Here is a 26,446-nt window from a genome sequence, read left to right as displayed (position 1 = left end):
CCACGGCCGGTGCCCGAAAAAGGGGCACGAAGCACTCTGCGGACCTCGATGGTCCTCGCGATGACGCGTGAGCGGCGAGACACATACGGACCCCATCCGTTCCTCTCCGGGAAGGCTTCCCCATGCCCACCGTCTCCGCCCACGTCGCACTCACCCTCGCCCAGCACGTCGATCACGTCTTCGGCGTGATGGGCAACGGCAACGCCTACTTCCTCGACGCTCTCGAGACGCAGACCGATGCGGTGTTCACCGCGGTCCGCCACGAACAGGGGGCCGTGGTCGCCGCAGACGCGCATTACCGGGCCTCGAACCGCATCGCGGCCGCCACGTCGACATACGGCGCGGGCTTCACGAACACCCTCACCTCACTGGCCGAGGCCGTGCAGGCGCGCGTGCCGCTGGTGCTCGTCGTCGGCGACGAGCCCACGTCCGGTCCGCGCCCGTGGGACGTGGATCAGATCGCTCTCGCCTCCGCCGTGGGCGCACGCACCTATACGACCGGCCGAGCGGATGCCGCCGCCACCACCGTGATCGCCGTCGAACACGCGCTGACCTATCGGGTGCCGGTCGTACTCGCGATCCCCTACGACGTCGGCGCCCTCGAGGCCGGCCCGCTGCCCGAAGCACCCGCTCCCCGCATCCCGGCTCCGCTCAGCCCGCGCGGCGCGTTCGCCGAGGGGCTGCTGGATGAGATCGCGGATGCTCTGCGCACCGCGGAGCGACCGTTCCTGCTCGCCGGGCGCGGTGCCTGGCTGGCGGGGGCGAGCGAGGCGCTGGGCGCTCTGGCCGAATCCACCGGAGCACTGACCGCATCCACCGCTCTGGGACGCGGCGTGTTCCCCGACAGCCGATACGACCTGGGTGTGGCCGGCGGCTTCGGCGCCGACGGTGCCATGCAGCTCGTCCACGACGCCGATGTCGCCGTCGTCTTCGGCGCATCGCTGAACCAGTTCACGATGCGCTTCGGCGAGCTGTTCGCTCCCGGCACCCGCGTCTTCCAGATCGACGTGGCGCCCGCGGCCACCCACGCGCACATCGGCGGGTACATCCGCGCGGACGCCCGCATCGCAGCCGAGGCGCTCGTGGAGCGCGTTCGCAACTCCGGAGAACCGAAGCACGACGGGGCCGACACGCCGGGTGCAGGCACCCGAGACGGCCACATGTCCGGAGTTGTGCGCACTCCCTGGCGGGAGACGGTCGACGTCGCCGCCGCGCGCGCTTACCCCACCGGCGACGCACTCGCCCCGGACAGGCGCCTGGATCCGCGCGCGGCGGCACGCCGCATCGCGGAGCTGCTGCCGGAGGACCGCGTGGTGGTCTCGGACGGCGGTCATTTCATCGGCTGGGCGAACATGTACTGGCCGGTCGCCGCGCCCGACCGGATGATGATGATCGGCACGGCGTTCCAGTCGATCGGTCAGGGCTGGCCCAGCGTCGTGGGCGCCACCCGGGCACGTCCGGACTCGACCATCGTGCTCACGTCCGGTGACGGCGGCGGGCTGATGGCGATCTCCGACCTGGAGTCGGCGGTGCGCGCCGCGAGCGGTCGCGGCTGCGCCGTCATCTGGAACGACGCCGCCTACGGCGCCGAAGTCAACCTGTACGGTCTGAAGGGACTCGCCGAGGCTCCGATGCTGATCCCCGAGGTCGACTTCGCCGCCCTGGGGACCGCGGTCGGTGCGGAGGGCGTCGTCGTGCGCACGCTCGACGATCTCGACCGGCTGGCGACCTGGTCCGCCGAGGACCCGGCCTCCCGCCCCTTCCTGGTGTTGGACCTGCGCATCTCGGGGCGGATCATCGCGCCGTACCAGCAGGAGATCATCCGCGTGAACTCCTGAACCACGCGAACCGACGCAGCCATCCCCACACATGAGCCGCGGGGGTGCGAGTCACCGCGCCCCGGCGGTCACTCGAACTCCTCGATGCCCTCCATGCGGATCTGGTCGAGATCCAGGCGCGCGGAGATCCGGTGCACCACCAGGTCGTCGATCACGCCGGAGCGTCGCAGGCTCGCAAGCACTTGACGCTTGTGCTCGAGTATCGCGAGCTTCAATCGGGAGTACTCGTCATGACGGATGAGCGGCGAACGCTGCTCGAGGTCGACATCCGTCGACGTCGCGACCATCTGCAGGGTGGTGCCGTCGGCGGCGGTCGCGGAGCTGGTCGGGTCCGTCGTACCGTCGGCCAGCGGGTCCGGGGAATCCAACAGGTCCTCCATCGCTCCCACCTCGGCATCGATCAGCGCCCGTTCACGGGCGAAGGAGCGCGCATTGGCCAGCTCGAGCATCTCGTAGCCGTCCCGACGCACACGGTCGCGCACCTCGTCACTGATCCCGTGCTCGGCGGCGAGCGCGTCCAGCGCGGCCATCGCGGCGCCGGTGATCGAACGTTCAGCGAGCTCGAACTCCTCATCCTCGCCGTTGTCGGCGGGATACCTCGCCCATCGCACGACGGCCGGGAGCAGCGGACCCTGCACGAGCAGACTGAGCAGGATCACGCCGGCGGTGACGAAGACGATGTCATCGCGACCGGACAGCACGGTGCCGTCGGGCGCGGTGAGCGGGACCGAGAGGGCGATCGCCAGCGACACCGCTCCGCGCATCCCGGCCACCGTGCTGACGACCTGCATCCGCGTCCGCAGCCCCAGCGGGTGCGGAGTGCCGGCCCCCATCCTCTGGAACGGAGCGCCGAGCACCTGGAACAGGAAGCGTACGACGAGCAGCACGCCCCAGACCGCGACGGTGGCGAGGCTGAGCCAGCCGATGGTCTGCAGCGAGGTCTGGTGCGCGACCCATTGCACCTCCAGGCCGATCAGCACGAACAGCGCGCCGTTGAGCAGGAAGACCCCGAACGGCCACGCCGCCTCCGCCTGGCGACGCGATGCCGCCGTGGTCACATCCGACCTGAGGTACGCGGCGATCAGGCCCGCGACGACCACCGCGAGCACGCCCGAAGCGTGGATCAGCTCGGCGACCATGAACGCGGCGAAGGGCAGCAGGAGCATCGTCACGTTGATCACGATCGTGGTGCGTGCACGGCGCAGCAGCAACCACGCCGCGGCGGCGGCAACGACGCCGACCATGATGCCGCCGAGATAGGAGACGATCAGCGTCCACGTGACCACGAGCGGCGTGACCTGACCGCCCACGGCGATCGAGACGGCGATCGCGTAGAGCACGAGCGCGGTGCCGTCGTTCGTCAGGCTCTCCGCCTTGAGCTTCATGAAGGTACGGCGAGGCAGCAGCCGGCCGAGAGCTGCGACGGCCGTCGCATCCGGCGGAGCCACCGCCGCCCCCAGGATCAGCGCGACCTCCCAGCGCATGCCGAACAGCACGGCCACGCCGGCGACGGCGAATGCCGACGCCACGACCAGCAGCGTGCTCATCGGCAGGATGTAGCGGAAGTCGCGTCGGATCGAGCGCAGCGACGTCGTCAGGCTCTCCCAGAACAGCATCACCGGCAGGAACAGCAGCAGCACGGTCTCGGGCGGCAGCTGCACCTCCCGCAGCGCGGGTATGAATCCGAGCAGCAGGCCGAAGACCACCAGGACCAGCGGCAGCGCCAGCCGCACGCGGGGCGCGAGCAGCGTTCCCACCAGGATCGTCAGCCCCAGCAGGACCGTGATCTCCAGACCTTCCATGCGCATCACCCCTCTGCCGTCGCGGGCGTGCGCGCAACGTGCTCAGAGCACAGCGCCCGTGAGAGAAACGGTATTCCCGACCGGTCGCCGGCGAAAGGGGCTCGTGCCCGGGTCAGCTGCTCGCGCTGTAGTCCGGCAGCTCCTGGAGCGTCCACGTGTTGCCGTCGGGGTCGTCGAAGGTCACGAAACGCCCCCACGCCTGCTCGTCGACCCCGACTGCTTCGACGCCCACCGCACGCAGCTGCGCCAGCGCACCGTCCGCGTCGGGCACGACGACCTGGATCGTGTCCTGCTTCCCCGGCTCGAGCTCGAGGCCGAGGCCGGTGCCGAAGGCGATGGAGCAGGCCGAGCCGGGCGGGGTCATCTGAACGAACCGCAGCCCTTCGGTCGGCGTCTGATCATGATCGGGGTTGAAGCCGATCTTCGTGTAGAAGTCCTTCGACCGATCCACATCGGTGACCGGGACGAAGATGAGTTCGATCTTCCAGTCCATGACGCACTCCTCCTGGTGGGCGTCGGCGCCCGACCGCCGCCCACATTACGCCCGGGTTCCGACATCGCCCGCGCGGGTTCCGACATCGCCCGCGCGGGTTCCGACATCGCCGCTGCGCGCGGGTCCGACATCGCCCGCGCGACGGGACGGGGTCAGATCCACCCCTTGTCCTGCGCGATCCGCACCGCCTGGGCGCGATTCGCCGCCCCCACCTTGCCGATCGCCGCGGACAGGTTGTTGCGGACGGTGCCGGCGGACAGGAAGACCTCGGAGGCGATCGCCGCAGCACTGCGTCCGTCGGCGGCGAGCCGCAGCACCTGCCGCTCGCGCTCGCTGAGCGGATTGGCGCCTTCGAACAGGCTGGCCTCGGCGAGGGCGGGGTCCACGACCCGCAGTCCCGCGTGCACACGGCGCACTGCGTCGGCGAGCTGCTCGGCGGGCGCGTCTTTCACCACGAAGCCACTCGCTCCGGCATCCAGCGCCGAACGCAGATACCCGGGGCGGGCGAAGGTCGTCACGATGAGCACCCGCGTGTCCGGGCTCACGGCGCGCACGGTCCTGGTCGCGGCGATGCCGTCCATGCCGGGCATCTGGATGTCCATCAGGCAGACATCGGGGCGGGTCGTCTGCACCACCTCGACGGCCTCTTCCCCGCTGCCTGCGACCCCGACAACGGTCAGGTCGCTCTCCAACTCCAGCAGCGCCGACAGTGCGCCGCGCAGCATGGCCTGATCGTCCACGATCACCAGGCGGATCGCCTCGACATCCGTCACCAGGTCACCGCCACTCGCGTGCCACCCGATTCCGCCGCGGCCACCTCGAGGGACGCGCCGCCGGTCGTCGCGCGCTCGCGCATCCCGCGGACCCCGTTTCCCTCGCCGCCCGCGAACCCGCGGCCGTCATCGGTCACGGTGAAGCTCCCCGGTGCGATGGTCACCGTCACCGCACGGGCGCCCGCGTGGCGCAGCACGTTCGTCGTCGCCTCGCGCAGGATCCAGCTCGCCGTCAGCGACTGCGCGGGCGAGAGCGCAGTGGGCTCCCCCGCGACGCGCAGAGCGATGTCCGCGGACCGCAGGGCCGTGCGGCACGACTCCAGCTGTTCGATGAGCGCGGCGCTGCGCACGCCGGCGACGGTCGCCCGGACTCCGGAGATGGCCTCGGCGGTGAGCGCCTCGATGTCGGCGAGCTCCGCCTTGGCGCGTTCCGGATCGCTGTCGATGAGCCGCCGCACCAGCTGCGCCTTCAGGCTCACCACGGTCAGCGAGTGTCCGACCAGGTCGTGCACGTCGCGTGCGACCGCCTCGCGCCCCTCACTGGTGGCGAGCTCGAGGCCGAGACTCTCCGCCTCGGCCGAGCGGATGATGAGGGTGGTGGAGACCGTGTTGACGACCGCGAGCATCACGACGATCGCCAGGACGGTCAGATACGCCGCGCCCCTCGGTGTGAGGAACACGACCGCGGCGGTGACCGCGATGCTCGCCGCGATGGTCGACCAGTGCGCGGTGCGGGTGAGCCCGTACGACGCGAACGACATGATGAACGGCACGAAGCTCAGCGCCGAGCCTCCGGTGGCCGGGATGGTGAGCCCGGCGCACACGATGAGCGCGGCGAACACCGCCCATTGGATCGGCTTCGGCGGTGCGACGAGCCCGCCGCCGCCGAAGCTCATGCCGTGGACGAACCCGGCGACGTAGATGACGACGAAGGCGCTCAACGCGATCCAGCCGGTGACGATCCAGCCCCGTGCGGCATCCGACGCCAGCAGCGCCAGCACCGGATACGCCAGGAACACCAGCCAGATCGCCGCCATGATCCAGCCGAAGCGCTCCCACGGCGACTGGACGCCGCTTCCGCGGCGCCGGGTCACCCTGGTCACTTCATCGGTCATGCTGTCGACCCTATCGGCGGGAGTAGGAGCGCTTGACGCCCACCGTGACGAGCAGCGCGAACAGTCCGCACCAGACGACGATGTTCGCCGCGATCATCCACAGCGAGTCGGCCTGCCCGGTGGTGAGGATCCCCTGGGTGAGCGGCCATCGGCTCAGCGAGACGAAGCCGTACATCGGCGTGAACCGCGCGATGTCCAGCATGACGCCGTCCAGCGGGATGAACACGTTTCCGAAGAACGCGAAGAAGGTCATCGAGATGGAGGCCAGCGCCGCGGCCGTGTCCGAGTTGAAGAACAGCCCGACGCCGAGCCCGTACAGACCGAACATGAGCCCGGCAGCGAGGATGATGCCCGCCGTCGCCCACCAGCGCCACGCGTCACTGGTCTCAGCGCCGGTCGCGATTCCCGCGGCGAAGACGAGCAGCACCGAGAGAGCGGCGAACGAGACCGCGGTGATCAGCTTGGTGACCGCATAGCCGGCTGTCCCGAGCGGGGTCATGGCGAGCTGGCGGCCCCAGCCCTGCTTCGCTTCGATCGCGGCGAGCGACGTCAGCGAGCTCATCGCGACGGCGGTGCCGTAGGCGGCCATCGACACCATCACGTAGAACTTGACGTTCCCGTTTCCGGCGGTGATCGACCCGTAGTCCATGCCCGCCCCGAACAGCAGGTACATGGCCATCGGCATCCCGAGCGTGAACGCGAGCGTGTAGGGGTTGCGGATCTGGCGCATCGCTTCGACGCGCAGCATCGTGGGTGAGATCGAGAGGGTCATGGTCAGTTCTCCGTCAGGGCTGCGAAGGCGGTTTCGAGGGTGGGTGCGGCGATCTCCAGATCGCGGGCGCCGGCGGCGAGAAGAGCGGATGCCGCGGCATCCGAGTCCGCCGCGCGCAGGCTCACACGACCGTCATCGACGCGGACGTCGACGACGCCCTCGCTGCTCTCGAGGTCGTGCAGGATCTGCTCCGCGCCGGTCGCCGGGAGGGTCGCGGCGAGGGTGCGGCCACCGAGGCTGGCGCGCAGCTGCGCGGTGGGCGCATCCGCGACGACCACGCCGCGGTGCATGACCACGGTGCGTCGGGCGAACTGCTCGGCCTCCTCGAGGTAGTGGGTCGCGAACACGATGGTGCGCCCGCCATCGGCATCCGCCCGCATGACGTCCCAGAAGTGCCGGCGGGCGTTCACGTCCATGCCGGCCGTCGGCTCGTCGAGCACGAGGATGTCGGGATCGGCGACCAGCGCGAGCGCGAACTTCACGCGCTGCTGCTCGCCGCCGGAGCACTTGACGATACGACGCCTCGCGATGGTGTCCAGATCGGCGCTCGCGAGGACGCCGGGCACCCGGGCCAGCGCATCCCGGCCGTGCAGGCTCGCGATCACCTCGACGGTCTCCCGGACCGTCAGGTCCGACAGCAGCCCGCCGGTCTGCAGCACCCCGGCGATCGCACCGGACTTCGCAGCCGCCGCGGGCTTGCGTCCGAGGACCGCGAGCGACCCTTCCGTGGGCTCGGCGAGGCCGAGGAGCATGTCGAGAGTGGTGGTCTTGCCGGCACCGTTGGGGCCGAGCAGCGCGACGATCTCACCGCGGCCGATGCTGAGATCGATGCCGTCGACGGCCTTGACCGTGCGCTCGCCCAGCCCGAAGTGGCGGCGGACGCCACGCAGCTCGATGGCGGTGGCGGTCACGCCGACTGCGGGGAGTTCAGATGTCGTGGATGCGGAGTTCTCCCGCGTCTGGGGAGCAGCTGTCGTGTGCATGATCCCAGCCTCGCCGCCGGAGCCCTCCGACGCCGGAGGGCGATGTCACGACCTCGACATGACAACTGTCATGCCGGCAGCAGGTTCCCCGCGAAGAATGCGGACAGCTCGTCCACGGCGTCCAACGGCAGGATCGCGGCCACGTACTGGTCCGGACGCACCACGACCACGACGCCCTCGCGCGACAGACCGCGCTCGTCGAAGATGTCGGTGGCGCACCAGGCCGAGGGTGCAGCCGCGTACACCTTCTCCCAGTCCGTCAGCCCGTACGGACCGACCTGGGGCAGGAAGAGCGGCGGAACGCCGGTCACCTCGAACTCGTCGAAGCGCTGCTGGTAGATCGCCTTCACATCGAACACGGCATCCGGGTCGCCGCCTGATGGGGTGTACCGGGCGAACAGCGGCGCGACCGCATCGGCCCATGAGGCCAGCTTCGCGGCATCCGCATCGGCGAAGGCGTACACCCGCCAGCGCCCGTCGGCCCGTGCGTGGTGACCGAGGTGCACGACGTTGCCGTCGCCCACTCGGGTGACCTCGGCCGACTTGAAGCGCTTGCCGAGCGGGAAACCGGTGGCGAGTTCTTGACGCGCGTCCTCGCTCACGATGATCGACGGCTCGTACTGCGTCATGAAGCCGGAGGGGAACTCGGCCGTGCCCAGGTAGAAGGTCGCCAGTTCCTGCGGGTCGGAGATGTCCTCGGGCTTTCGGGCCATCAGGCTCGACCACTCCTTGTCGAAGTCGATGAGCTGCTGCGCCACGGGGCGGCGCTCAGCGGCATATGTCGACAGCAGCTCCTCCGGGGCGCGGCCGGTGAGCACGTGGCCCAGCTTCCAGCCCAGGTTGAAGCCGTCCTGCATGGAGACGTTCATGCCCTGGCCGGCCTTGGCGCTGTGCGTATGGCAGGCATCACCGGTGAGGAAGACGCGCGGATGTCGGTCGCCGTCCAGCGCGTCGTCGAAGCCGTCGGTGACCCGGTGCCCCACCTCGTAGACGCTGTGCCAGGCGACCTCCTTCACATCCAGCGTGTAGGGGTGCAGGATGTCGTTGGCCTTCTGGATGACCGCCTCGAGGGGCGTGTGCCGCACCTGACGGCTCTCGGTGTCTGCGACCTCACCGAGATCGACGTAGACGCGGCTGAGGTAGCCGCCCTCGCGGGGGATGTGCAGGATGTTCCCGGCCTCGGCGTTGATCGCGCACTTGATGCGCCAGTCCGGGAAGTCGGTGTTGACCAGCACATCCATGACGCCCCAGGCGTGCGATGCCATCACACCGACGTGCTTGCGTCCGATCGCCTCGCGCACACCGCTGCGGGCGCCGTCGCAGCCGACGACGTACTTCGCCCGGATGGTGTGCTCCTCCCCCTGGCGCGCTCCGGCGCTGTACGACACCCGCACCTCCACGGGGTACTCCCCCGTCTCGTGCACGGTGAGACCCAGGAACTGCACGCCGTAGTCGGGCACGATGCGGCCCGGTCCGTCCGCCGCAGCCTCGGCGAAGTAGTCCAGCACGCGCGCCTGGTTCACGATCAGGTGCGGGAACTCGCTGATCTTCAGGCCGTAGTCCTCGGTGCGCGAGGTGCGGATGATGTTGTCGCGGTTCTCGGGATCGGGCCCCCAGAAGTTCATCCAGCCGATGTTGTAGGCCTCCGCGATGATGCGCGGTGCGAACCCGAACGCCTGGAACGTCTCGACGCTGCGCGGCTGGATCCCGTCCGCCTGCCCGAGCACGAGCCGTCCCTCGCGTTTCTCGATGATGCGGGTGCTCACGTCCGGGAACTGGGACATCTGCGCGGCGAGCAGCATTCCGGCCGGGCCGGAGCCGACGATCAGCACGTCCATCTCGTCCGGCAGGTCTGCGGGGCGGTCCACGCCGAGCCCTTCGGCCGGCAGCACTCTGGGGTCGTGGGACACATAGCCGTGGTGGTGGAACTGCATCATCGGGTCCTTCCCTGGACAGCGCCGCGAGTGGTGCGCTGCATCGTGGTGTGGTTCTTGTGAGGACGATGCCGCTTCTGAAGGACGATACGCGCCGGAGCATCCTCCAGAAGCGCGATCGTCCTTCAGAAGCGCGCCGCGTCAGGCCTTCGAGAGTCCGTGGACCGGGCTCTTCGCCTGCTCCTCCTCGTGCTCCGGGCCCAGCGGGATGCCGGTGCGGTCACGCAGCAGCAGCGTGGCGATGAGGCCGACCACCGTCATGCCCGCCAGATACCAGGTGATGCCCGTCGTCGAGTTCGTCGCCTGGAAGATCGCCTGCGCGATCATCGGCGAGAACGCGCCACCCACGATCGCTCCGATCGCATACGAGATCGAGACGCCGGAGAACCGGATGGATGCGGGGAAGAGCTCCGCGTACAGCGCCGCCTGGGGTCCGTAGGTGAATCCGAGCCCGATCGTCAGGATCACGAGCGCGGCGGCGAGCGAGACGACTGTTCCGAGGTTCGTCAGGAAGAACAGCAGGAACACGCCCAGCAACTGCAGGACCCAGCCGATGATGTAGGTCGTGCGCCGGCCGATCCGGTCGGAGATCCAGCCGGCGAACCAGGTGAAGACCAGCCAGGTGACGCCCGAGAGCGCGACGACCCAGAAGACCGCCGAGGTGTCCAGTGCGATCGGGCCGTTCGGGTCGGTGGCGTAGCGCTGCACGTACCCGCCGGTGGTCATGTACCCGACGGCATTGTTCCCCGCGAACACGAGTGCCGCGATGATGACGAGCAGGGCGTGGTGCTTGAAGAGCTGGACGATCGGCATCCGCGTCGTCTCCTTGCGTTCGGCGATCTCGGCGAACACCGGGCTCTCCTGCACGCTGCGACGCACCCAGTAGCCGACGCCGATCAGCACGATCGACAGCAGGAACGGCACGCGCCATCCCCACTGCCCGAAGGCGGTGTCCTGCAGGTGGATGTCGGAGCCCGCGGGCACTCCGGGGGCGATCTGCGCCATGAAGGCCAGCATCATGGATGCCAGCAGCAGGCCGATCGGCACGCCGATCTGCGGCGAGGCGCCGAACAGTCCCCGCTTGCGCTTGGGCGCATGCTCGACCGCCATCAGCACCGCTCCGCCCCATTCCCCGCCGGCGGAGATGCCCTGGATGATGCGCAGCAGGATGAGCAGGATCGGTGCCCACACGCCGATGGCCGCATGGGTCGGGAGCAGGCCGACCAGAGTGGTCGCCGCCCCCATCAGCAGCAGCGTGATCACGAGCATCGGACGGCGGCCGATCCGGTCGCCGTAGTGGCCAGCGAGGAAGGCGCCGAGCGGCCGGAACAGGAAGCTGACGCCGACCGTGAAGAACGACACGATCTGGGAGAACTCCTTGCCCATCGGCTCGAAGAACAGCGCCGCGAACACCGTGGCCGCCGCGAACGCGTAGATGAAGAAGTCGTACCACTCGACGGTGGTCCCCACGACGGTGGCGACCACGACGCGGCGGCGATCGGCCGACGACGCGATGGTGCCGGTGGGTGTGAGCCCGCCCTGCGGTTGCTCGCTCATGTGTCTCTCCTTTGAGGTGACGTCACTGTCCACGGCAAACGATGCTTGCCGTGCGTGACTTGATGATATACGATTTCGGATACAACGCACAACGGGTTCCGCCCGATGTGCGCAGGACGCAGGGAGGCGCACCACATGACGGCGATCACGAGACCGGGCAAGATCATCGCGATCCACCTGAACTACGCCTCCCGCGCCGAACAGCGCGGGCGCCGGCCCGCCGCTCCCTCCTATTTCTTCAAGCCGGCCAGTTCCCTCGGTGCCAGCGGCGGAACCGTCGAACGCCCGGCGGGCACGGAGCTGCTCGCCTTCGAGGGCGAGATCGCCCTGATCATGGGCACGGCCGCGAGGCGGGTCTCCGTCGAGGACGCCTGGTCGCACGTCGCAGCGGTCACCGCCGCCGACGATCTCGGACTGTACGATCTGCGCGCCAACGACAAGGGCTCCAATGTGCGCTCCAAGGGCGGCGACGGCTACACGCCGCTCGGTCCCGACCTCATCGACGCGGCCTCCGTGGACCCCGCCGCGCTGCGCGTGCGCGCCTGGGTGAACGGCGAGCTGCGCCAGGACGACAGCAGCGCGGGGCTGCTGTTCCCGCTCCCGCAGCTGATCGCCGATCTCTCGCAGCACTTCACGCTCGAACCCGGCGACGTGATCCTGGCCGGAACGCCCGCCGGATCGTCGGTGATCGTGCCGGGGGATGTCGTGGAGATCGAGGTGGACGCCCCGGATGCGGAGGGAGCACCGACCTCCGGCCGCCTCGTCACGACAGTGACTCAGGGCGAGATCCCCTTCGACCCGGCACTCGGGTCGCTGCCGGCGGTGGACGATCTGCAGCGTGCCGAGGCCTGGGGCTCACGCGAGGCCGCGGGTCTCCCCGCAGACCGTTCGACGAGCTCAGGGACCCATGCCGGTCTCTCACCGCAACTGCGGGCGAAGCTCGAAGCGGCCCCCACGGCCGGGCTGTCGAGTCAGCTGCGCAAGCGCGGACTGCTCTCCTGCTTCATCGACGGCGTCTCGGCCAATCTGCCGGACGCCAAGATCGTCGGCACCGCCCGCACGCTGCGATTCATTCCCGCCCGCGAAGACCTCTTCAAGACGCACGGCGGCGGCTACAACGCACAGAAGCGGCTCTTCGACGCGGTCGACGAGGGGGAGATCATCGTCATCGAGGCGCGCGGCGACGCCGGCACCGGCACCCTTGGCGACATCCTGGCACTGCGCGCCAGGATCCGCGGAGCCGCCGGCGTCGTCACCGACGGCGGCGTGCGCGACTTCGACATGGTCGCCGAGATCGGCCTGCCGGTGTTCTCCCGGGGCGCGCACCCCTCGGTGCTCGGCCGTCGGCACGTGCCCTGGGAGGTCGATGTCACCGTCGGATGCGGCGGCGCAGCCGTGCAGCCCGGCGACGTCGTCGTCGGCGACGGCGACGGCGTGATCGTCATCCCGGCCGCCCTGGCGGAGGAAGTCGCCGACGCGGCGCTCGCGCAGGAGGACGAGGACACCTGGATCGCCGAACAGGTCGCCGCGGGCCACCCGGTCGACGGACTGTTCCCGATGAACGCCGAATGGCGCGCGAAGTACGCCGCCCGCCCGGTCGCCGAGCCCGTCGCAGCGAAGGATCCCCGCGAGGAAGACGCCTCATGAGCACGACGCTGGCCCGTGAAGGAAGCAAGTCGGAGCAGGCGTACGCCTGGGTGCGCTCACGCATCGTCTCCCGCGCCTTCGTGCCCGGATACCGGCTGGTGCTCGGCGCGATCGCCGGTGAGCTGGGGATGAGCGTCGTCCCGGTGCGCGAAGCGATCCGCCGCCTCGAGGCCGAGGGCCTGGTGACGTTCGAACGCAACATCGGCGCACACGTGGCGCTGGTCGACGAGAGCGAGTACGCGCACACGATGCAGACCCTCGGGCTCGTCGAGGGCGCGGCGACGTCGCTGTCGGCAGCCCTCCTCGACGCGGACGCACTCGACCGGGCGGAGGCCATCAACGAGCGGATGCGCCTGCTGCTGGGCCATTTCGACGCGCATATGTTCACCCAGCTGAACCAGCAGTTCCACTCGGTGCTCTACGAGGCCTGCCCGAACCCGCACATCCTCGAGCTGGTGCACCGCGGATGGAGCCGTCTGGCCGGCATCCGCGACACCTCGTTCGCGTTCGTCCCCGGACGCGCGCACGATTCGGTCGACGAGCACGGGCAGATCATCGATCTCATCCGCAGACGCGCGGATCCGCTGGAGATCGAACTCGCTGCCCGCGACCACCGCTGGCGCACCATGGACGCATTCCTGGCCGCCCACCACGCACATCAGGCCGATGTACCACACAGTGAAGAAGGACGATGATGACCGACGTCTACACCCCCGCTGACCTGCCAGCCACGATCCAGCACTACATCGACGGCGCGTTCGTCGACTCGCTCGACGGCGACACGTTCGAGGTGCTCAACCCCGTCACCAACGAACCGTACGTGCGCGCCGCCGCCGGCAAGAAGGCCGACATCGAACGCGCCGTCGCCGCCGCGCGCCGCGCGTTCACCGAGGGACCGTGGCCCCGCATGCTGCCGCGCGAGCGAAGCCGCGTGCTGCACCGCATCGCCGACATCGTGGAGTCCCGCGACGCCCGCCTCGCAGAGCTGGAATCCTTCGACTCGGGGCTGCCGATCACGCAGGCGCTCGGCCAGGCGCGTCGTGCCGCGGAGAACTTCCGCTTCTTCGCCGATCTGATCGTCGCGCAGGCGGATGACGCGTTCAAGGTGCCAGGCAAGCAGATGAACTACGTCAACCGCAAGCCGATCGGCGTCGCGGGTCTGATCACCCCGTGGAACACCCCGTTCATGCTGGAGTCCTGGAAGCTCGGCCCCGCGCTCGCGACCGGCAACACGGTGGTGCTCAAGCCCGCCGAGTTCACCCCCCTGTCCGCGTCCCTGTGGGCGGGGATCTTCGAGGAGGCCGGGCTGCCGGAGGGGGTCTTCAATCTGGTCAACGGACTGGGCGAGGAGGCCGGCGACGCCCTGGTGAAGCATCCGGACGTCCCGCTGATCTCCTTCACCGGCGAGAGCTCGACCGGCCAGCTGATCTTCGCCAATGCCGCCCCGCATCTGAAGGGTCTGTCCATGGAGCTGGGCGGCAAGAGCCCGGCGGTCGTGTTCGCCGACGCCGATCTCGACACCGCCGTGGACGCCTGCATCTTCGGCGTCTTCTCCCTCAACGGCGAGCGCTGCACGGCCGGGAGCCGCATCCTCGTCGAGCGGGGGGTCTACGACGAGTTCGTCGAGCGCTTCGCGAGACTGACCAGCCGTGTGAAGGTGGGTCTGCCGCACGACCCGACCACGGAAGTCGGCGCCCTGGTGCACCCCGAGCACTACGACAAGGTCATGGGCTACATCGAGATCGGCAAGAGCGAGGGTCGTCTGATCGCCGGTGGCGGCCGCCCGGACGGCTTCCCGACCGGCAATTACGTCGCCCCCACGGCCTTCGCCGATGTGGCGCCGGAGGCCCGCATCTTCCAGGAGGAGATCTTCGGCCCCGTCGTCGCCATCACGCCGTTCGACAGCGACGAGGAGGCGCTCGCGCTCGCGAACAACACGCGCTACGGGCTCGCCGCGTACATCTGGACCAACGACCTCAAGCGCGCGCACAATTTCGCCGGCTCCGTCGAGGCGGGCATGGTCTGGCTGAACTCCAACAACGTGCGGGACCTGCGCACGCCGTTCGGAGGCGTGAAGGCGTCCGGTCTCGGCCACGAGGGCGGCTACCGCTCCATCGACTTCTACACGGACCAGCAGAGCGTGCACATCACGCTCGGCGAGCCGCACAACCCCGCGTTCGGCAAGCAGGATCTCGACGATCCCGACCCTCGCTGACCGCCGAATCACCCTCAGACGAGCAAGGACGCTGACATGACCAACCGCGATGAAATGACCCTCACCTCCTCCGGCTTCTACGTGAGCCAGGAGGCGCCGATCCGCTCGGACAACCCGATCGCCACGCCGCAGGCGTCCCCGCCGGACATCCTGCGCTGCGCCTACATGGAGCTCGTCGTCACCGATCTCGCGGCATCCCGTGAGTTCTACGTCGACATCCTCGGCCTGTACGTCACCGAGGAGGACGATCAGGCGATCTACCTGCGCTCCACGGAGGAGTTCATCCACCACAACCTGATCCTGCGGAAGGGGCCGGTGGCCGCCGTCGCCGCGTTCTCGTACCGGGTGCGCTCGGCGGAGGACCTCGACAAGGCGGTCGCCTTCTACACGGAGCTCGGCTGCGACGTGCGCCGCAATCCCGACGGCTTCGTCACCGGCATCGGGGACTCGGTGCGCGTGGTCGACCCGCTCGGCTTCCCGTACGAGTTCTTCTTCGCCACGACGCACGTGGAGCGACTGTCGTGGCGGTACGACCTGCACACGCCCGGCGAGCTGGTGCGCCTGGACCACTTCAACCAGGTGACCCCCGATGTCCCGCGCGCGGTGAACTTCATGCAGTCGCTGGGCTTCCGCGTCACCGAGGACATCCAGGACGAGGAGGGCACGGTGTACGCCGCGTGGATGCGCCGCAAGCCCACCGTGCACGACACCGCCATGACCGGGGGCGACGGACCGCGCATGCATCACGTGGCGTTCGCGACGCACGAGAAGCACAACATCCTCGCGATCTGCGACATCCTCGGCGCACGGCGGCACTCGGATGCCATCGAGCGGGGTCCGGGCCGTCACGGCGTCTCGAACGCGTTCTACCTGTACCTCCGCGACCCCGACGGGCACCGCGTGGAGATCTACACGCAGGACTACTACACCGGTGACCCGGACAACCCGGTCATCACGTGGGACGTGCACGACAACCAGCGCCGCGACTGGTGGGGCAACCCCGTCGTGCCCAGCTGGTACACCGACGCGTCGCTGGTGCTGGACCTGGACGGCAACCCGCAGCCCGTGCACGCCCGCACCGACGCCAGCGAGCTCGCGGTGACCATCGGCGCCGACGGGTTCAGCTACACGCGCCCGCAGGACGAGACGCCGATGCCGGAGTGGAAGCAGGGCGAGTACAAGCTGGGCCACCAGCTGTGACCCTGCCCGCTGAGACGATCGCCCAGCTCGCCGCCGAGCTCGCCGAAGCCGAGCGCACCCGCGGCGTCATGCCGCGCATCACCGCACGGCATCCGGACGCCACGATCGAGGACTCCTATGCGATCCAGGGCGTCTGGCGCGACTCGCAGCTCGCGGCGGGCCGCACCCTGGTGGGCCGCAAGATCGGTCTGACCTCGAAGGCGATGCAGCAGGCCACCGGCATCACCGAGCCCGACTACGGGGTCATGTTCGATGACACCGTGTACGCCTCCGGCGCGGAGATCCCGTTCGATCACTTCTCCAATGTGCGCGTCGAGGTCGAGCTGGCGTTCGCGCTGAAGGCGCCGCTGGAGGGTCCGGACTGCACGCTCGAGCAGGTGCTGGCCGCGGTCGACTACGTGGTTCCCGCCCTGGAAGTGCTCAACTCGCACATCGAGCTGGAGGGGCGCACGATCGTCGACACGATCAGCGACAACGCCGCGTACGGCGCGATGGTGCTCGGCGACGTGCGCAGACGGGTGGACGAGATCGACCTGCGCTGGGTGCCTGGCGTGCTCTCCCGCAACGGGCTGATCGAGGAGACCGGGGTCGCTGCGGGCGTGCTCGGGAACCCGGCGAGGGGCGTCGCCTGGCTGGCGAACAAGCTCCACCAGCACGGTCAGCGCCTGGAAGCCGGGGAGCTGATCCTGGCAGGATCGTTCACGAGGCCCATGTGGGTCTCGCGCGGCGACACCGTGCTGTGCGACTACCGCGAGATGGGGACCATCGAATGCCGCTTCGTCTAGACCCGACGTTCCGCGACGCGCTCGCACGGGCCGATCGGCCGCTGATCGGCATGTGGCTGAACACGGGCTCACCCCTGCTGGCGGAGATCTGCGCGGGTTCGGGGATCGACTGGCTGCTGATCGACATGGAGCACGGACCCAACACGCTCACCACGGTGCAGCAGCAGCTTCAGGTGATCGCCGCATACCCGGTGACCACCGTGGTGCGGGTGCCGTTCAACGATCCGGTGATCATCAAGCAGGTGCTGGATGCCGGGGCGCAGAACCTGCTGGTGCCGATGGTCGCATCGGCCGACGAGGCCCGCGCGGCCGTCGCCGCGCTGCACTACCCGCCCGAGGGCATCCGCGGAGTCGGCTCCGCACTCGCGCGCAGCGCGCGCTGGGGACGGGTGGAGGGCTACGTGCAGAACGCGACGCAGACGGTGTCGCTGATCGTGCAGATCGAATCGGCGGATGCGGTGCAGCAGTCCGCGGAGATCGCCGGCGTCGACGGAGTGGACGGCGTGCTGGTCGGCCCCGCCGACCTGTCATCGTCCATGGGCCTGCCCGGACAGCAGGGACACCCCGAGGTCGTCGCCGCCGTGCACCACGTGTTCGCGGCGGCGCACGCGGCGGGCAAGAAGGCCGGGGTGAACGCCTTCGATCCCGCGACGGCGGACGGCTACCTCGCGGCGGGGGCGGACTTCCTCTCAGCCGGCGCCGACGTGACGATCCTCGCCCGCGGATCCGAGGCTCTCGCATCACGTTTCATCCCGGCATCCGACACGCCCCGCTCCGACAGCTACTGACCGGGGAAACGCGGAGAATCACGCGGAGAAAGCGGTTTCACGTATACACTGGGCGTGAGTCGCGCGGCGGCGACTGCAGACGGGACGGGAGGGCCCCGGTGGCATCACGATCCGGAGCGACGACGATCAGCGCGGTGGCACAGGCGGCAGGCGTATCACCCGCGACGGTGTCGCGGGTGATGAACGGGCACTTCTTCGGCGACCCGGAGATCGCCGACCGAGTGCGCGCCGCCGCCCGCGAACTGCGATACTCCCCCAATCACCTCGCACGCAGCTTCGCTCTCGGGCAGACCAAGGCGATCGCGTTTCTGGTCCCCGACCTCGCCAACCCGACATTCCAAGCCGTGCTGGCGAGCCTGAGCAAGGCGGCATCCGAGGACGGCTACCGCGTGCTCGTCGCGGATTCCGCCGAGTCGCCGGATGATGAGCCCTTGCTGGCCGCAGAGATCCGCCGACGCTGCGACGCCCTCGTCCTGTGCGCGCCGCGGATGCCCGACGACGCCCTCGGCGAGGCCACCCAGACCCTGAGTCCGGTCGTCCTGCTGAACCGCTCGAGCCACGCGACCTCGGTGCCGACGCTGACCGTCGAATCCCGCGCGGGATTCGAAGCCCTCACCCGGCACCTGCAGGAGCTCGGCCACCGTCGGCTGGCATACGTGGAAGGGCCGGACGGTCCGGCGAACGAGAACCGTCTCCGCGGGATCGGCGACGTGTCCGGACAGACGGACGGGTTCTCGCTCGTCCGAATCCACGGCGGGCCCAACAGCGAGCACGGACTCGCCGCGGTCGACGACGTCATCCGCAGCGGCGCGACCGCGGTGCTCGCCTTCAACGACCTGGTGGCGATCGGGCTGGTCCACGGCCTGCAGAGCCGGGGGGTGCGCGTCCCCGAGGACGTCTCCGTCACCGGATTCGACGACATCCCCTTCGCGCGCTTCATGTCGCCCTCGCTCACGACGGCATCCGTCCCTCATGAGTCCCTGGGCACTCTCGCCTGGAACCGACTGCGGGCCCTCATCGACGGCGATGTCCCGGATCACGACGTCATCTTCCAGCCGCGTCTGGAGATCCGCAGTTCCACGGCCGCCCCGCGGCAGGACGGCGCTGTGTCACCGTGAGGCTCGGCGACATCCAGATCCGTGACCCCTTCGTCCTGACCGACCACGGCCGCTACTGGCTGTTCGGCAGCACGGATGCGAACATCTGGGACGGGCCGGCCACCGGATTCGACACGTACTGGAGCGTCGATCTCGAAGAATGGCACGGGCCTGTACCCGCGTTCCGGCCGCGCGCGGAGTTCTGGTCGCACACGCAGTACTGGGCGCCCGAGGTGCACCGCCACCACGACGCGTACTACATGTTCGCCACCTTCACGGCCGCCGGCCACCGTCGCGGCACCCAGGTGCTGCGCGCCGATCGACCCGAGGGACCGTACGAGCCGTGGTCGGACGGCCCACTGACCCCGCGCGATTGGGAGTGCCTGGACGGAACGCTGCACATCGAAGACGGCACCCCGTATCTGGTCTTCTGCCGCGAGTGGAAGGATGTCGGCGACGGCGAGGTCCACGCGATGCGCCTCACCGACGATCTGCGCAGCCCCGCGGAGTCGCCGCATCTGCTGTTCCGGGCGTCGGAAGCGCCCTGGGCTCGCGAGATCGCCCGCCCCGAGTTCCCGCGAGTGCTCGTGACGGACGGTCCGTCGATGCACCGCACGCGCGACGACCGGCTGCTGATGCTGTGGTCGAGCTTCGGAGAGTCCGGCTATGCGATGGGTCAGGCATTCTCGGAATCCGGTTCGATCCTCGGGCCGTGGACGCAGAGCGAGCAACCGGTCTGGCCCGCAGACGGCGGACACGGGATGATCTTCGCCGATGCCGCGGGAGAGCTGTTCCTCACACTCCACACGCCCAACAGGACGCCGGACGAGCGCGCAAGGTTCTTCCCGCTCGAGGAGACCGCGCACGGCCTCCGCCTGCGGACCTGATCCGCCGTCGCGGCATCCGTCAGCCGAAGACCGGCGCGACGAACTCGACCGTCGTCCGCCCCGCGACCGCACCGTCCGCGATCGTCACGCGGTCGTTGGGCCCGAGCTCCAGGGAGATGCGCTCGTCTCCGAGCGCGAGCTGCCCCGCGACGCGGCCGGCGGCGAGCCCGACGACGGCCTGGGGCGAACCGGCGCGGTCGGTCACGATCCGCCAGCCCCGCGGGAAGGAGAACGCGAACTCGCCGTCGCGATGCACCTCGACGATCGCATCGTCCGCCACCAGCTCCCACACCGCGCCGTCGATGGTGCGACCATAGCCGATGGTGCCGGCCGCGGCGCCGTGCTCGAGGCGGGTCGGCGCGAGCCCGGAGAACCAGATCTCGCCATCCGGACGCGCGAGGATGCCGGTGTGGCGCTCGATCGCGTCGAGGAACCAGAGGATGGCCGGCGCGTACCCCTCGGTGTACCCCGCCTCCCCCGACCACGGATCCAGACACTGCGGAAAACGGTCGGCGACCGCGAGCGCACTCAGCACGGTGGATGCCGTGAGGCCGAGCTCCGCGACGTGACCGTGCCTCTCGAACGCTTCGGGCGCGCGAATCAGGGCGAGGAAGTTCACCGGACCGCCCCAGCTGTTGCGACCCGCGTCGTGGTCGAAGCGCGGGTCGTCCATGGCGAGCGAGGTGAATCCGTAGTGTGCGAGGAACTTGCGGGTGTTCATCAGATATCCACGCAGACTCCGGGCGAAGAACTGCTCGTCACCCACCTCGCAGGCGAGCACACGCGCCAGCACATCGCTCTGAATCCTGACCGGCCGGCCGCTGCGGTCGCTGTCGTAGAAGAAGCCGTCCTCTTCGTCAAAGCAGTGCTCGTACAAGGCGTCGAGCGACGTCTGCGCGGCGGCCCGCCAGTGTTCCGCATCACCGTCCAGCCCCAGTTCCTCGGCGATGAGGGCGAGATACGAGCGCTGGCACGCGACATTGGCCGTCAGGTCGGGCGCGATGTAGGGCACGCCCGGTGCGAGCGGATCGCATACCCGGGCGTCGGCGTGCAGCCCACGGTCGGGAGCGAACCAGAACCGCGGTGACAGGTCATGTCCGGTGTCGAAGGCGCAGAACGCCTCCACGCCTCCACTGCCGCGGGTGTCGCGATAGCGCACGAGCCAGTCGTCGTAGCGCACCATCGCGGCGTACATCCGCTCCAGCAGGTCACGGTCGTCCGTCGCCTGCCAGTGGCGCCACACGACGCGAGCGAGCGGCGTGACGATCTGGATCTGGCTGAAGCCGGGACCCGCGCCGACGATCTTGTACGGGATCATCCCGTCGGCGCGCTGGTGCTCGGCGAACTGCAGAAGGGTGTCCCTGGCGATCCCCGGTGCGAAGCGGCCCAGGATCTCGGTGTTGATGGTGGCCGTGCTCTCCAGCCAGCAGCCCTGGTACGCACCACCCTCGTTCAGGATGGGCACCTCGCCGAGAACCGGGCGTATGCAGGCGGCGAGCTGAACGATCGCCTCCCGCCATCGCCGCTGCAGCGGACCGTCGGATGCGATGAACCGCACCCCCGCACCGTGAAGGGCTGCGGCAAGCGGTGAATCCTTCGCACCGGCCTCGAGCACAGTACCCTCCGCCCTCATCCGAAGCCGGGTCTGCGCACGAGTCGCGTCGCTCATGATGCCTCTCGTCGATGAGGGGTGGCGGGGCGCGGTGCGCGCCCCGCCGGGATGGTCATTTCAGAGCTGCGCTCAACTCGTCGACCCACTTCTGCGCGGCCTCCTCGGGTGTCGCCTTGCCGAACAGCACGTCGGACTCCATCCGCTGCGACAGCTCGTTCATGATCGAGCCGCCGGCCGGCTGCGGGGGCGCCACGACTCCCGCGTCCAGGACGACGTTCACGTAGTCCGCCGCGATCTGTCCGGGGCCGGAGAGCTTGGGCGAGACGACCTCGAGCGTATCGGGGTTGAAGGGCACTCCGCGGGTGTCCAGGATCAGCTCAGCGGCTGCCGGTTCGTTCAGGAACCAGTTCACCAGGAGAGCAGCGGCCTGCGGGTGCTCGGTCGCCGCGTTGATGGACCAGAACGCCGAAGGCAGCAGCGCGACCCCGGAGGTCTTCGTCGAGGTCGGTGGAAGGAGCATCTCGACGTTCTCGGCCGCGCCCGCGTAGACGCTCATCAGGTTGCTGTAGCCGAAGGTGACCGCGGCCTGCCCCAGGGTGAACGGCTGCTGGTCGGGCGGAAGCTGCAGGTTCGCCGTCACGACCGAGGGGTCGGGCAGGCCCCCGCCATCCGCGAGCTGCTTCTCGATCTCGTACCAGCCGGCGATGTCGTCGGCCGTCACACCCAGCTGCCCGTCCCAGTCGTACATTCCCAGCTCGCTCACCTGACCCGAGTAGGTACCGATGATGTCTCCGATGCGCAGGTCGAGGCCGTAGACGGGCTTCCCCTCCGCGTTCTGGAGCCCTGCACTGCCGATCTCGTTCGCCGCCCGGATGAGATCATCCCATGTCCACCCCTCGCTGGGCGCATCCACTCCTGCCAGCGCGAACAGGTCGAGATTCACGAAGGCCGCCGTCGCGTTGCCGCCGGTGGGAAGTCCGTACAGCGCGTCGTCAACGGTCGCGTTGGTGAGTGAGAAGTCGGGGTACGCGCTGTAGTCGAGCTGCTTCTTCACGGTCGACAGGTCGAGCAGCGCACCGAGCTCGCCGTACTCCTGCGGCTTGGCGCCGCCGAGGGCGAACACGTCCGGTGCGGTGTCCCCGCCTCCGGCGAAATCGGTGGCCAGCCGGTTGAACAGGTCATCCGGGGAGCCGACAGGCGTCTGTGTGACGGTGATGTTCGGGTACTCCGCCTCGAAGAGGTCGATCACCTGCCCGAAGAGCGCGGCACGGGCATCGTCACCCCACCAGGACATCTCCAGTTCGACCTTCTCGTCGGGGTCGAACTCACTCGCGTCTCCCGACGTGCCAGCCGAGCAGCTGGCCAGCAGGAGGGTCGCGGCGACGGCGACGGCGCCGAGGGCCGCACGGGGACGGATATTACGCGTCATTGCGCCTCTTTCCTTCGAGGCCGCAGAGCGGCCGGGGTGTCAGGGCTGTGGTCCGCTCGAGGCGAGACCGAGCGGAGAAACCGCTTTCACGAGAGAAGCTAACAGCATCGCCGTCCGCTGTCAACGAATTTCACGCCAGGTCGCCGATTTCGCCGGGAATCGCGGAACCTCCGGCAAAGGTCGGCTTGACGAGCAGCCGTCCACCCGCTGATAATCGAAGAAATCGTGAAACCGCTTTCTCGACGAACGAGGGAGACGACAAGGAGGTCACGTGAGCAGTCTCGGCGAACTGCGCACCATCACGCGTTCCCGACGCGACGGGATCGGTGCGCGCGTCAAGGAGAAGTATCCGGACAACAAGGCCGCGGTGATCTTTCTCCTCCCCTGGCTGATCGGTCTGCTGGGACTGACCATCGGCCCGATCATCGCGTCGCTGTACCTCTCCTTCACCGACTACAACCTTCTGCGGCCGCCGGTCTGGTCCGGGCTGGACAACATCGTCGAGATGTTCGCGGATGCGCGGTTCTGGAACTCCTTCCGGGTCACCCTGATCTATGTGTTCTGCGGCGTCCCGCTGCAGCTCGCACTCGCGCTCGGCCTTGCCATGCTGCTCGACAAGGGCATGCGCGGACTCGCGTTCTACCGCTCGATCTTCTACCTCCCCTCGTTGCTGGGCGGCTCGGTGGCGATTGCGATCCTGTGGCGCCAGGTGTTTGGCAAGGAAGGGCTCGTCAACGGCTTCCTCGCCTGGTTCGGCATCGACGGTCCCGGTTGGATCGGGCATCCCGACTTCGCGCTGGGCACCCTCATCGTGCTGCACATCTGGACATTCGGCTCGCCCATGGTGATCTTCCTTGCCGGGCTGCGCCAGATCCCCGAGATGTACTACGAGGCCGCATCGATGGACGGTGCCGGCCGCATCCGGCAGTTCTTCTCGATCACGTTCCCGCTGCTCACGCCGGTGGTGTTCTTCAACCTCGTCCTCCAGATCATCTTCGCCTTCCAGTCCTTCACACAGGCGTACGTCGTCTCCGGGGGCACCGGCGGACCCAGCGACTCGACGATGTTCTTCACGCTGCTGCTGTACAAGGAGGCCTTCACCGAGCTCGACATGGGATACGCCTCGGCCATGTCCTGGTTCCTGCTCGTCGTGATCGCCGCCTTCACCGCGTTCAACTTCTGGCTCTCCAAGTATTGGGTGTTCTATGACGACTGAGACCGAGACCCTGCTCCGCCCTGGGTCGGCCGACGCGCGACCTCGACGGCGCGTGGCGGGAGCCCGCACGCCCGCCGCACAGACGCTGCGCTCGATCGGCAAGCACGTGATGCTGGCCGCGGTGTCGATCCTGATGATCTATCCGCTGATCTGGCTCGTCGTGTCGAGCCTGAAGCCGAACGATCAGATCTTCCGCGACCTCAGCGTGTTCACCACCAACCTCACGTTCGACAACTACGTCAACGGCTGGAACGACCTGCAGGCACCGTTCGGGGTGTTCCTGGTCAACTCGTCGATCATCGCGCTGGGCGCGATCGTCGGAAACCTGCTGTCCTGCTCGATGGCCGCCTACGCGTTCGCCCGCCTGAGGTTCCGCGGTCGCACGCTCGCGTTCGTCCTGATGCTGGGCTCCATCATGCTTCCCTTCCAGGTGCTGCTGGTGCCGCAGTTCCTGATCTACAAGGAGCTGGGATGGCTGAACACGTTCCTGCCGCTGATCGCGCCGAAGTTCCTCGCGACGGAGGCGTTCTTCATCTTCCTCATGGTGCAGTTCATCCGCGGCCTGCCGAAGGAGCTGTTCGAGGCCGCGCGCATGGATGGCGCGGGGCACTTCCGCAGCTACTTCCAGATCACGCTGCCGATGATCGTGCCCTCGCTGGCCACCACGGCGATCTTCACGTTCATCTGGACGTGGGGCGACTTCTTCGGCCCGCTCATCTACGTGCGGCTGCCGGAGCTCTTCCCCGCATCGCTCGCCCTCAAGGGCTTCCTCGACGCCCAGTCCAGTTCGGACTACGGCTCGATGTTCGCGATGAGCGTCGTCTCGCTCATCCCGCTGTTCCTCGTCTTCCTGTTCGGTCAGCGGTTCCTCCTCAAGGGCGCCGCGACCTCGGGCATCAAATGATCGAAAGGCTCCCCGCATGACCCGTCGCCGCTACGCCCTGATCGGCTCAGGCTCCCGCGCCCAGATGTATCTCGACGCGATCGCGACGACCCACTCCGACGACGCGGTGCTCGTCGCGTGGACGGACACGAACCCGGGGCGGCTGGACTGGTCGCTCGGGCAGCATCCGGGTCTGGGCGCGCCGACCGCCTTCGCCGTGGAGGCGCTCGCGGCCGCCGTCCGTGAGCACGCGATCGACCGCGTCATCATCACCTCTCCCGATGTCACGCATGCCGACCACATCGTCACAGCTCTGGACGCCGGAGCAGACGTCGTGGTCGAGAAGCCGCTCACGACGAACGAGGAGGGGGTGCGCCGCATCGCGGATGCCGTGGAGCGCAGCGGGCGCCAGGTCACCATCACCTTCAACTACCGGTACTCCCCGCGCAACAGCGAGCTCAAGCGGATCATCGCGTCGGGCGAGATCGGCGAGGTCACCGGGGTGCACTTCGAATGGGTGCTGGACACGGCGCACGGTGCGGACTATTTCCGCCGCTGGCACCGCGACAAGGACATGTCCGGCGGGCTGCTCATCCACAAGTCGAGCCATCACTTCGACCTCGTGAACTGGTGGCTCTCCGACGTCCCCGTACGTGTCTTCGCATCCGGCGGACTCCGGTTCTACGGCGCGCGGAACGCCGCCCGACGCGGCCTGACCGCGCGTCCCCCGCGCGGGACGACCGACTCGCCCCTGCGAGACGCGTTCAGTCTCGACCTCCGCACCGATCCGACCTGGAAGGGTCTGTATCTGGACCAGGAGCACTACGACGGGTATCTGCGCGACCGCGACGTCTTCGATGACGGCATCACCATCGAAGACAATCTGTCGCTCGTCGTGGACTACGCACGCGGCAGTTCGATGTCCTACTCGCTGAATGCGCACGCACCCTGGGAGGGCTACACCGTCGCAGTGAACGGCACGCTCGGCCGCGCCGAACTGCACGTGGTGGAACGGGGGCGGGTGCTCGTGGACGAACAGGGACGGACCGTCGTCGACCCCAGCGCGCGTCCTGATCTCGTCGCCGACGACCCCACCCGTCCGGTCTCCGAGCGTCTGCTCGTGCAGCGGCACTTCGAAGCGGCACGCGAAGTGCCGATCCCCGAGGGCATGGGAGGGCACGGGGGCGGCGACGCCGTGCTGCTGCGTGACGTCTTCGTCGGTGCGCAGCCCGACCCGCTCGGACGCACAGCGGACTGGAGCGATGGTGTGCGCAGCATGGCGGTCGGACTCGCGGGCAATCGATCGCTGTCCGGCGACACCGCCGTCCGCATCGGGTCACTGGACCTCGGGCGAGCCGAGAGCAGACTGCACGGACCGGCGGGGCGCGTCGAGGCGGCGACCCCCCGGACCTGAGTCGAA

23 protein-coding genes are annotated in these 26,446 nt (G+C 68.9%); 12 read left to right on the top strand and 11 right to left on the bottom strand.

Annotation, left to right across the window (positions count from 1 at the left end):
* Positions 1 to 122 precede the first annotated feature (122 nt).
* Positions 123 to 1,838: a thiamine pyrophosphate-binding protein gene (locus ACFQY2_RS12590; RefSeq protein ID WP_378746204.1), complete on the top strand. Its 1,716-nt coding sequence runs from the start codon at positions 123 to 125 to the stop codon at positions 1,836 to 1,838.
* Positions 1,839 to 1,906: 68 nt separating this feature from the next.
* On the opposite strand, the gene ACFQY2_RS12585 is transcribed toward ACFQY2_RS12590, so the two are convergent.
* From ACFQY2_RS12585 to ACFQY2_RS12550, 8 genes are all read right to left on the bottom strand, one after another.
* Positions 1,907 to 3,640: a Na+/H+ antiporter gene (locus ACFQY2_RS12585; RefSeq protein WP_378746203.1), complete on the bottom strand. Its 1,734-nt coding sequence runs from the start codon at positions 3,638 to 3,640 to the stop codon at positions 1,907 to 1,909.
* 112 nt (positions 3,641 to 3,752) lie between these two features.
* Positions 3,753 to 4,133 (bottom strand): VOC family protein, encoded by a 381-nt coding sequence (locus ACFQY2_RS12580; RefSeq protein WP_378746202.1) that lies wholly within the window; start codon positions 4,131 to 4,133, stop codon positions 3,753 to 3,755.
* Between the two features lie 152 nt (positions 4,134 to 4,285).
* Entirely contained in the window at positions 4,286 to 4,906 is a 621-nt protein-coding gene (locus ACFQY2_RS12575; RefSeq protein WP_378746201.1) for a response regulator, read from the bottom strand.
* On the bottom strand, positions 4,903 to 6,021 hold the full coding sequence (locus ACFQY2_RS12570; RefSeq protein WP_378746200.1) for a sensor histidine kinase: 1,119 nt from the start codon (positions 6,019 to 6,021) through the stop codon (positions 4,903 to 4,905). Before ACFQY2_RS12570 ends, ACFQY2_RS12575 begins: the two co-directional genes overlap by 4 nt.
* Before the next feature lie 10 nt (positions 6,022 to 6,031).
* Complete coding sequence (locus ACFQY2_RS12565; protein WP_378746199.1) at positions 6,032 to 6,793, bottom strand: ABC transporter permease; 762 nt, start codon at positions 6,791 to 6,793, stop codon at positions 6,032 to 6,034.
* A gap of 2 nt (positions 6,794 to 6,795) precedes the next feature.
* Positions 6,796 to 7,776, bottom strand: a complete 981-nt coding sequence (locus tag ACFQY2_RS12560) for an ABC transporter ATP-binding protein (protein WP_378746198.1) — start codon at positions 7,774 to 7,776, stop codon at positions 6,796 to 6,798.
* A 68-nt stretch (positions 7,777 to 7,844) separates the two neighbouring features.
* Entirely contained in the window at positions 7,845 to 9,710 is a 1,866-nt protein-coding gene (locus ACFQY2_RS12555) for an FAD-dependent monooxygenase (RefSeq protein WP_378746778.1), read from the bottom strand.
* A 141-nt stretch (positions 9,711 to 9,851) separates the two neighbouring features.
* A complete protein-coding gene (locus ACFQY2_RS12550; protein ID WP_378746197.1) occupies positions 9,852 to 11,267 on the bottom strand; it encodes an MFS transporter in 1,416 nt (471 codons plus the stop codon).
* Positions 11,268 to 11,402: 135 nt separating this feature from the next.
* Between ACFQY2_RS12550 and ACFQY2_RS12545 the strand changes: the two genes are divergently transcribed.
* From ACFQY2_RS12545 to ACFQY2_RS12510, 8 genes are all read left to right on the top strand, one after another.
* On the top strand, positions 11,403 to 12,914 hold the full coding sequence (locus ACFQY2_RS12545) for a fumarylacetoacetate hydrolase family protein (RefSeq protein WP_378746196.1): 1,512 nt from the start codon (positions 11,403 to 11,405) through the stop codon (positions 12,912 to 12,914).
* Positions 12,911 to 13,609 carry a GntR family transcriptional regulator gene (locus tag ACFQY2_RS12540; protein ID WP_378746195.1) on the top strand — a complete coding sequence of 233 codons (699 nt, stop codon included), beginning with the start codon at positions 12,911 to 12,913 and terminating at the stop codon, positions 13,607 to 13,609. Before ACFQY2_RS12545 ends, ACFQY2_RS12540 begins: the two co-directional genes overlap by 4 nt.
* Positions 13,609 to 15,129 (top strand): 5-carboxymethyl-2-hydroxymuconate semialdehyde dehydrogenase, encoded by a 1,521-nt coding sequence (gene hpaE, locus ACFQY2_RS12535; protein WP_378746777.1) that lies wholly within the window; start codon positions 13,609 to 13,611, stop codon positions 15,127 to 15,129. The genes ACFQY2_RS12540 and hpaE overlap by 1 nt, the downstream gene beginning before the upstream one ends.
* A gap of 36 nt (positions 15,130 to 15,165) precedes the next feature.
* Positions 15,166 to 16,329: a 3,4-dihydroxyphenylacetate 2,3-dioxygenase gene (hpaD, locus tag ACFQY2_RS12530; protein WP_378746194.1), complete on the top strand. Its 1,164-nt coding sequence runs from the start codon at positions 15,166 to 15,168 to the stop codon at positions 16,327 to 16,329.
* 2 nt (positions 16,330 to 16,331) lie between these two features.
* Positions 16,332 to 17,114: a fumarylacetoacetate hydrolase family protein gene (locus ACFQY2_RS12525; RefSeq protein WP_378746776.1), complete on the top strand. Its 783-nt coding sequence runs from the start codon at positions 16,332 to 16,334 to the stop codon at positions 17,112 to 17,114.
* The gene (locus ACFQY2_RS12520) at positions 17,099 to 17,902 is read left to right on the top strand and encodes an HpcH/HpaI aldolase/citrate lyase family protein (protein ID WP_378746193.1); all 804 of its coding nucleotides are present in this window, start codon (positions 17,099 to 17,101) and stop codon (positions 17,900 to 17,902) included. The genes ACFQY2_RS12525 and ACFQY2_RS12520 overlap by 16 nt, the downstream gene beginning before the upstream one ends.
* A gap of 98 nt (positions 17,903 to 18,000) precedes the next feature.
* Positions 18,001 to 19,020 carry a LacI family DNA-binding transcriptional regulator gene (locus ACFQY2_RS12515; RefSeq protein ID WP_378746192.1) on the top strand — a complete coding sequence of 340 codons (1,020 nt, stop codon included), beginning with the start codon at positions 18,001 to 18,003 and terminating at the stop codon, positions 19,018 to 19,020.
* Entirely contained in the window at positions 19,017 to 19,886 is an 870-nt protein-coding gene (locus ACFQY2_RS12510) for a glycoside hydrolase family 43 protein (RefSeq protein WP_378746191.1), read from the top strand. Before ACFQY2_RS12515 ends, ACFQY2_RS12510 begins: the two co-directional genes overlap by 4 nt.
* A gap of 19 nt (positions 19,887 to 19,905) precedes the next feature.
* Here the strand turns inward: ACFQY2_RS12510 and ACFQY2_RS12505 are convergent, their stop codons facing one another.
* The 3 genes from ACFQY2_RS12505 to ACFQY2_RS12495 form a co-directional block, all read right to left on the bottom strand.
* Positions 19,906 to 21,555 carry a hypothetical protein gene (locus tag ACFQY2_RS12505; RefSeq protein ID WP_378746190.1) on the bottom strand — a complete coding sequence of 550 codons (1,650 nt, stop codon included), beginning with the start codon at positions 21,553 to 21,555 and terminating at the stop codon, positions 19,906 to 19,908.
* Between the two features lie 55 nt (positions 21,556 to 21,610).
* Positions 21,611 to 22,927: an ABC transporter substrate-binding protein gene (locus ACFQY2_RS12500; RefSeq protein ID WP_378746189.1), complete on the bottom strand. Its 1,317-nt coding sequence runs from the start codon at positions 22,925 to 22,927 to the stop codon at positions 21,611 to 21,613.
* A gap of 130 nt (positions 22,928 to 23,057) precedes the next feature.
* Positions 23,058 to 23,198 carry a hypothetical protein gene (locus ACFQY2_RS12495; RefSeq protein ID WP_378746188.1) on the bottom strand — a complete coding sequence of 47 codons (141 nt, stop codon included), beginning with the start codon at positions 23,196 to 23,198 and terminating at the stop codon, positions 23,058 to 23,060.
* Here ACFQY2_RS12495 and ACFQY2_RS12490 point away from each other — a divergent pair, their 5' ends adjacent.
* Genes ACFQY2_RS12490 through ACFQY2_RS12480 form a run of 3 tightly spaced genes read left to right on the top strand, consistent with a single transcriptional unit; the run spans position 23,199 to position 26,440 of the window.
* Positions 23,199 to 24,143, top strand: a complete 945-nt coding sequence (locus tag ACFQY2_RS12490) for a carbohydrate ABC transporter permease (RefSeq protein ID WP_378746187.1) — start codon at positions 23,199 to 23,201, stop codon at positions 24,141 to 24,143.
* Positions 24,133 to 25,047 carry a carbohydrate ABC transporter permease gene (locus tag ACFQY2_RS12485; RefSeq protein WP_378746186.1) on the top strand — a complete coding sequence of 305 codons (915 nt, stop codon included), beginning with the start codon at positions 24,133 to 24,135 and terminating at the stop codon, positions 25,045 to 25,047. The genes ACFQY2_RS12490 and ACFQY2_RS12485 overlap by 11 nt, the downstream gene beginning before the upstream one ends.
* 16 nt (positions 25,048 to 25,063) lie before the next feature.
* A complete protein-coding gene (locus ACFQY2_RS12480) occupies positions 25,064 to 26,440 on the top strand; it encodes a Gfo/Idh/MocA family protein (RefSeq protein ID WP_378746185.1) in 1,377 nt (458 codons plus the stop codon).
* The last annotated feature ends 6 nt before the right edge of the window (positions 26,441 to 26,446 follow it).

The organism is Microbacterium sp. GCM10027623, from assembly GCF_042666935.1.
GTDB lineage: Bacteria > Actinomycetota > Actinomycetes > Actinomycetales > Microbacteriaceae > Microbacterium.
This window is presented reverse-complemented; position numbering and strand designations above follow the sequence as displayed.

Bases quoted from the DNA above. Each gene is read 5' to 3' on its own strand.
- ACFQY2_RS12590 (WP_378746204.1), top strand. From the start codon at position 123: ATGCCCACCGTCTCCGCCCACGTCGCACTCACCCTCGCCCAGCACGTC.
- ACFQY2_RS12585 (WP_378746203.1), bottom strand. From the start codon at position 3,640: ATGGAAGGTCTGGAGATCACGGTCCTGCTGGGGCTGACGATCCTGGTG.
- ACFQY2_RS12580 (WP_378746202.1), bottom strand. From the start codon at position 4,133: ATGGACTGGAAGATCGAACTCATCTTCGTCCCGGTCACCGATGTGGAT.
- ACFQY2_RS12570 (WP_378746200.1), bottom strand. From the start codon at position 6,021: ATGACCGATGAAGTGACCAGGGTGACCCGGCGCCGCGGAAGCGGCGTC.
- ACFQY2_RS12565 (WP_378746199.1), bottom strand. From the start codon at position 6,793: ATGACCCTCTCGATCTCACCCACGATGCTGCGCGTCGAAGCGATGCGC.
- ACFQY2_RS12560 (WP_378746198.1), bottom strand. From the start codon at position 7,776: ATGCACACGACAGCTGCTCCCCAGACGCGGGAGAACTCCGCATCCACG.
- ACFQY2_RS12555 (WP_378746778.1), bottom strand. From the start codon at position 9,710: ATGCAGTTCCACCACCACGGCTATGTGTCCCACGACCCCAGAGTGCTG.
- ACFQY2_RS12550 (WP_378746197.1), bottom strand. From the start codon at position 11,267: ATGAGCGAGCAACCGCAGGGCGGGCTCACACCCACCGGCACCATCGCG.
- ACFQY2_RS12545 (WP_378746196.1), top strand. From the start codon at position 11,403: ATGACGGCGATCACGAGACCGGGCAAGATCATCGCGATCCACCTGAAC.
- ACFQY2_RS12540 (WP_378746195.1), top strand. From the start codon at position 12,911: ATGAGCACGACGCTGGCCCGTGAAGGAAGCAAGTCGGAGCAGGCGTAC.
- hpaE (WP_378746777.1), top strand. From the start codon at position 13,609: ATGACCGACGTCTACACCCCCGCTGACCTGCCAGCCACGATCCAGCAC.
- hpaD (WP_378746194.1), top strand. From the start codon at position 15,166: ATGACCAACCGCGATGAAATGACCCTCACCTCCTCCGGCTTCTACGTG.
- ACFQY2_RS12520 (WP_378746193.1), top strand. From the start codon at position 17,099: ATGCCGCTTCGTCTAGACCCGACGTTCCGCGACGCGCTCGCACGGGCC.
- ACFQY2_RS12505 (WP_378746190.1), bottom strand. From the start codon at position 21,555: ATGAGCGACGCGACTCGTGCGCAGACCCGGCTTCGGATGAGGGCGGAG.
- ACFQY2_RS12500 (WP_378746189.1), bottom strand. From the start codon at position 22,927: ATGACGCGTAATATCCGTCCCCGTGCGGCCCTCGGCGCCGTCGCCGTC.
- ACFQY2_RS12485 (WP_378746186.1), top strand. From the start codon at position 24,133: ATGACGACTGAGACCGAGACCCTGCTCCGCCCTGGGTCGGCCGACGCG.
- ACFQY2_RS12480 (WP_378746185.1), top strand. From the start codon at position 25,064: ATGACCCGTCGCCGCTACGCCCTGATCGGCTCAGGCTCCCGCGCCCAG.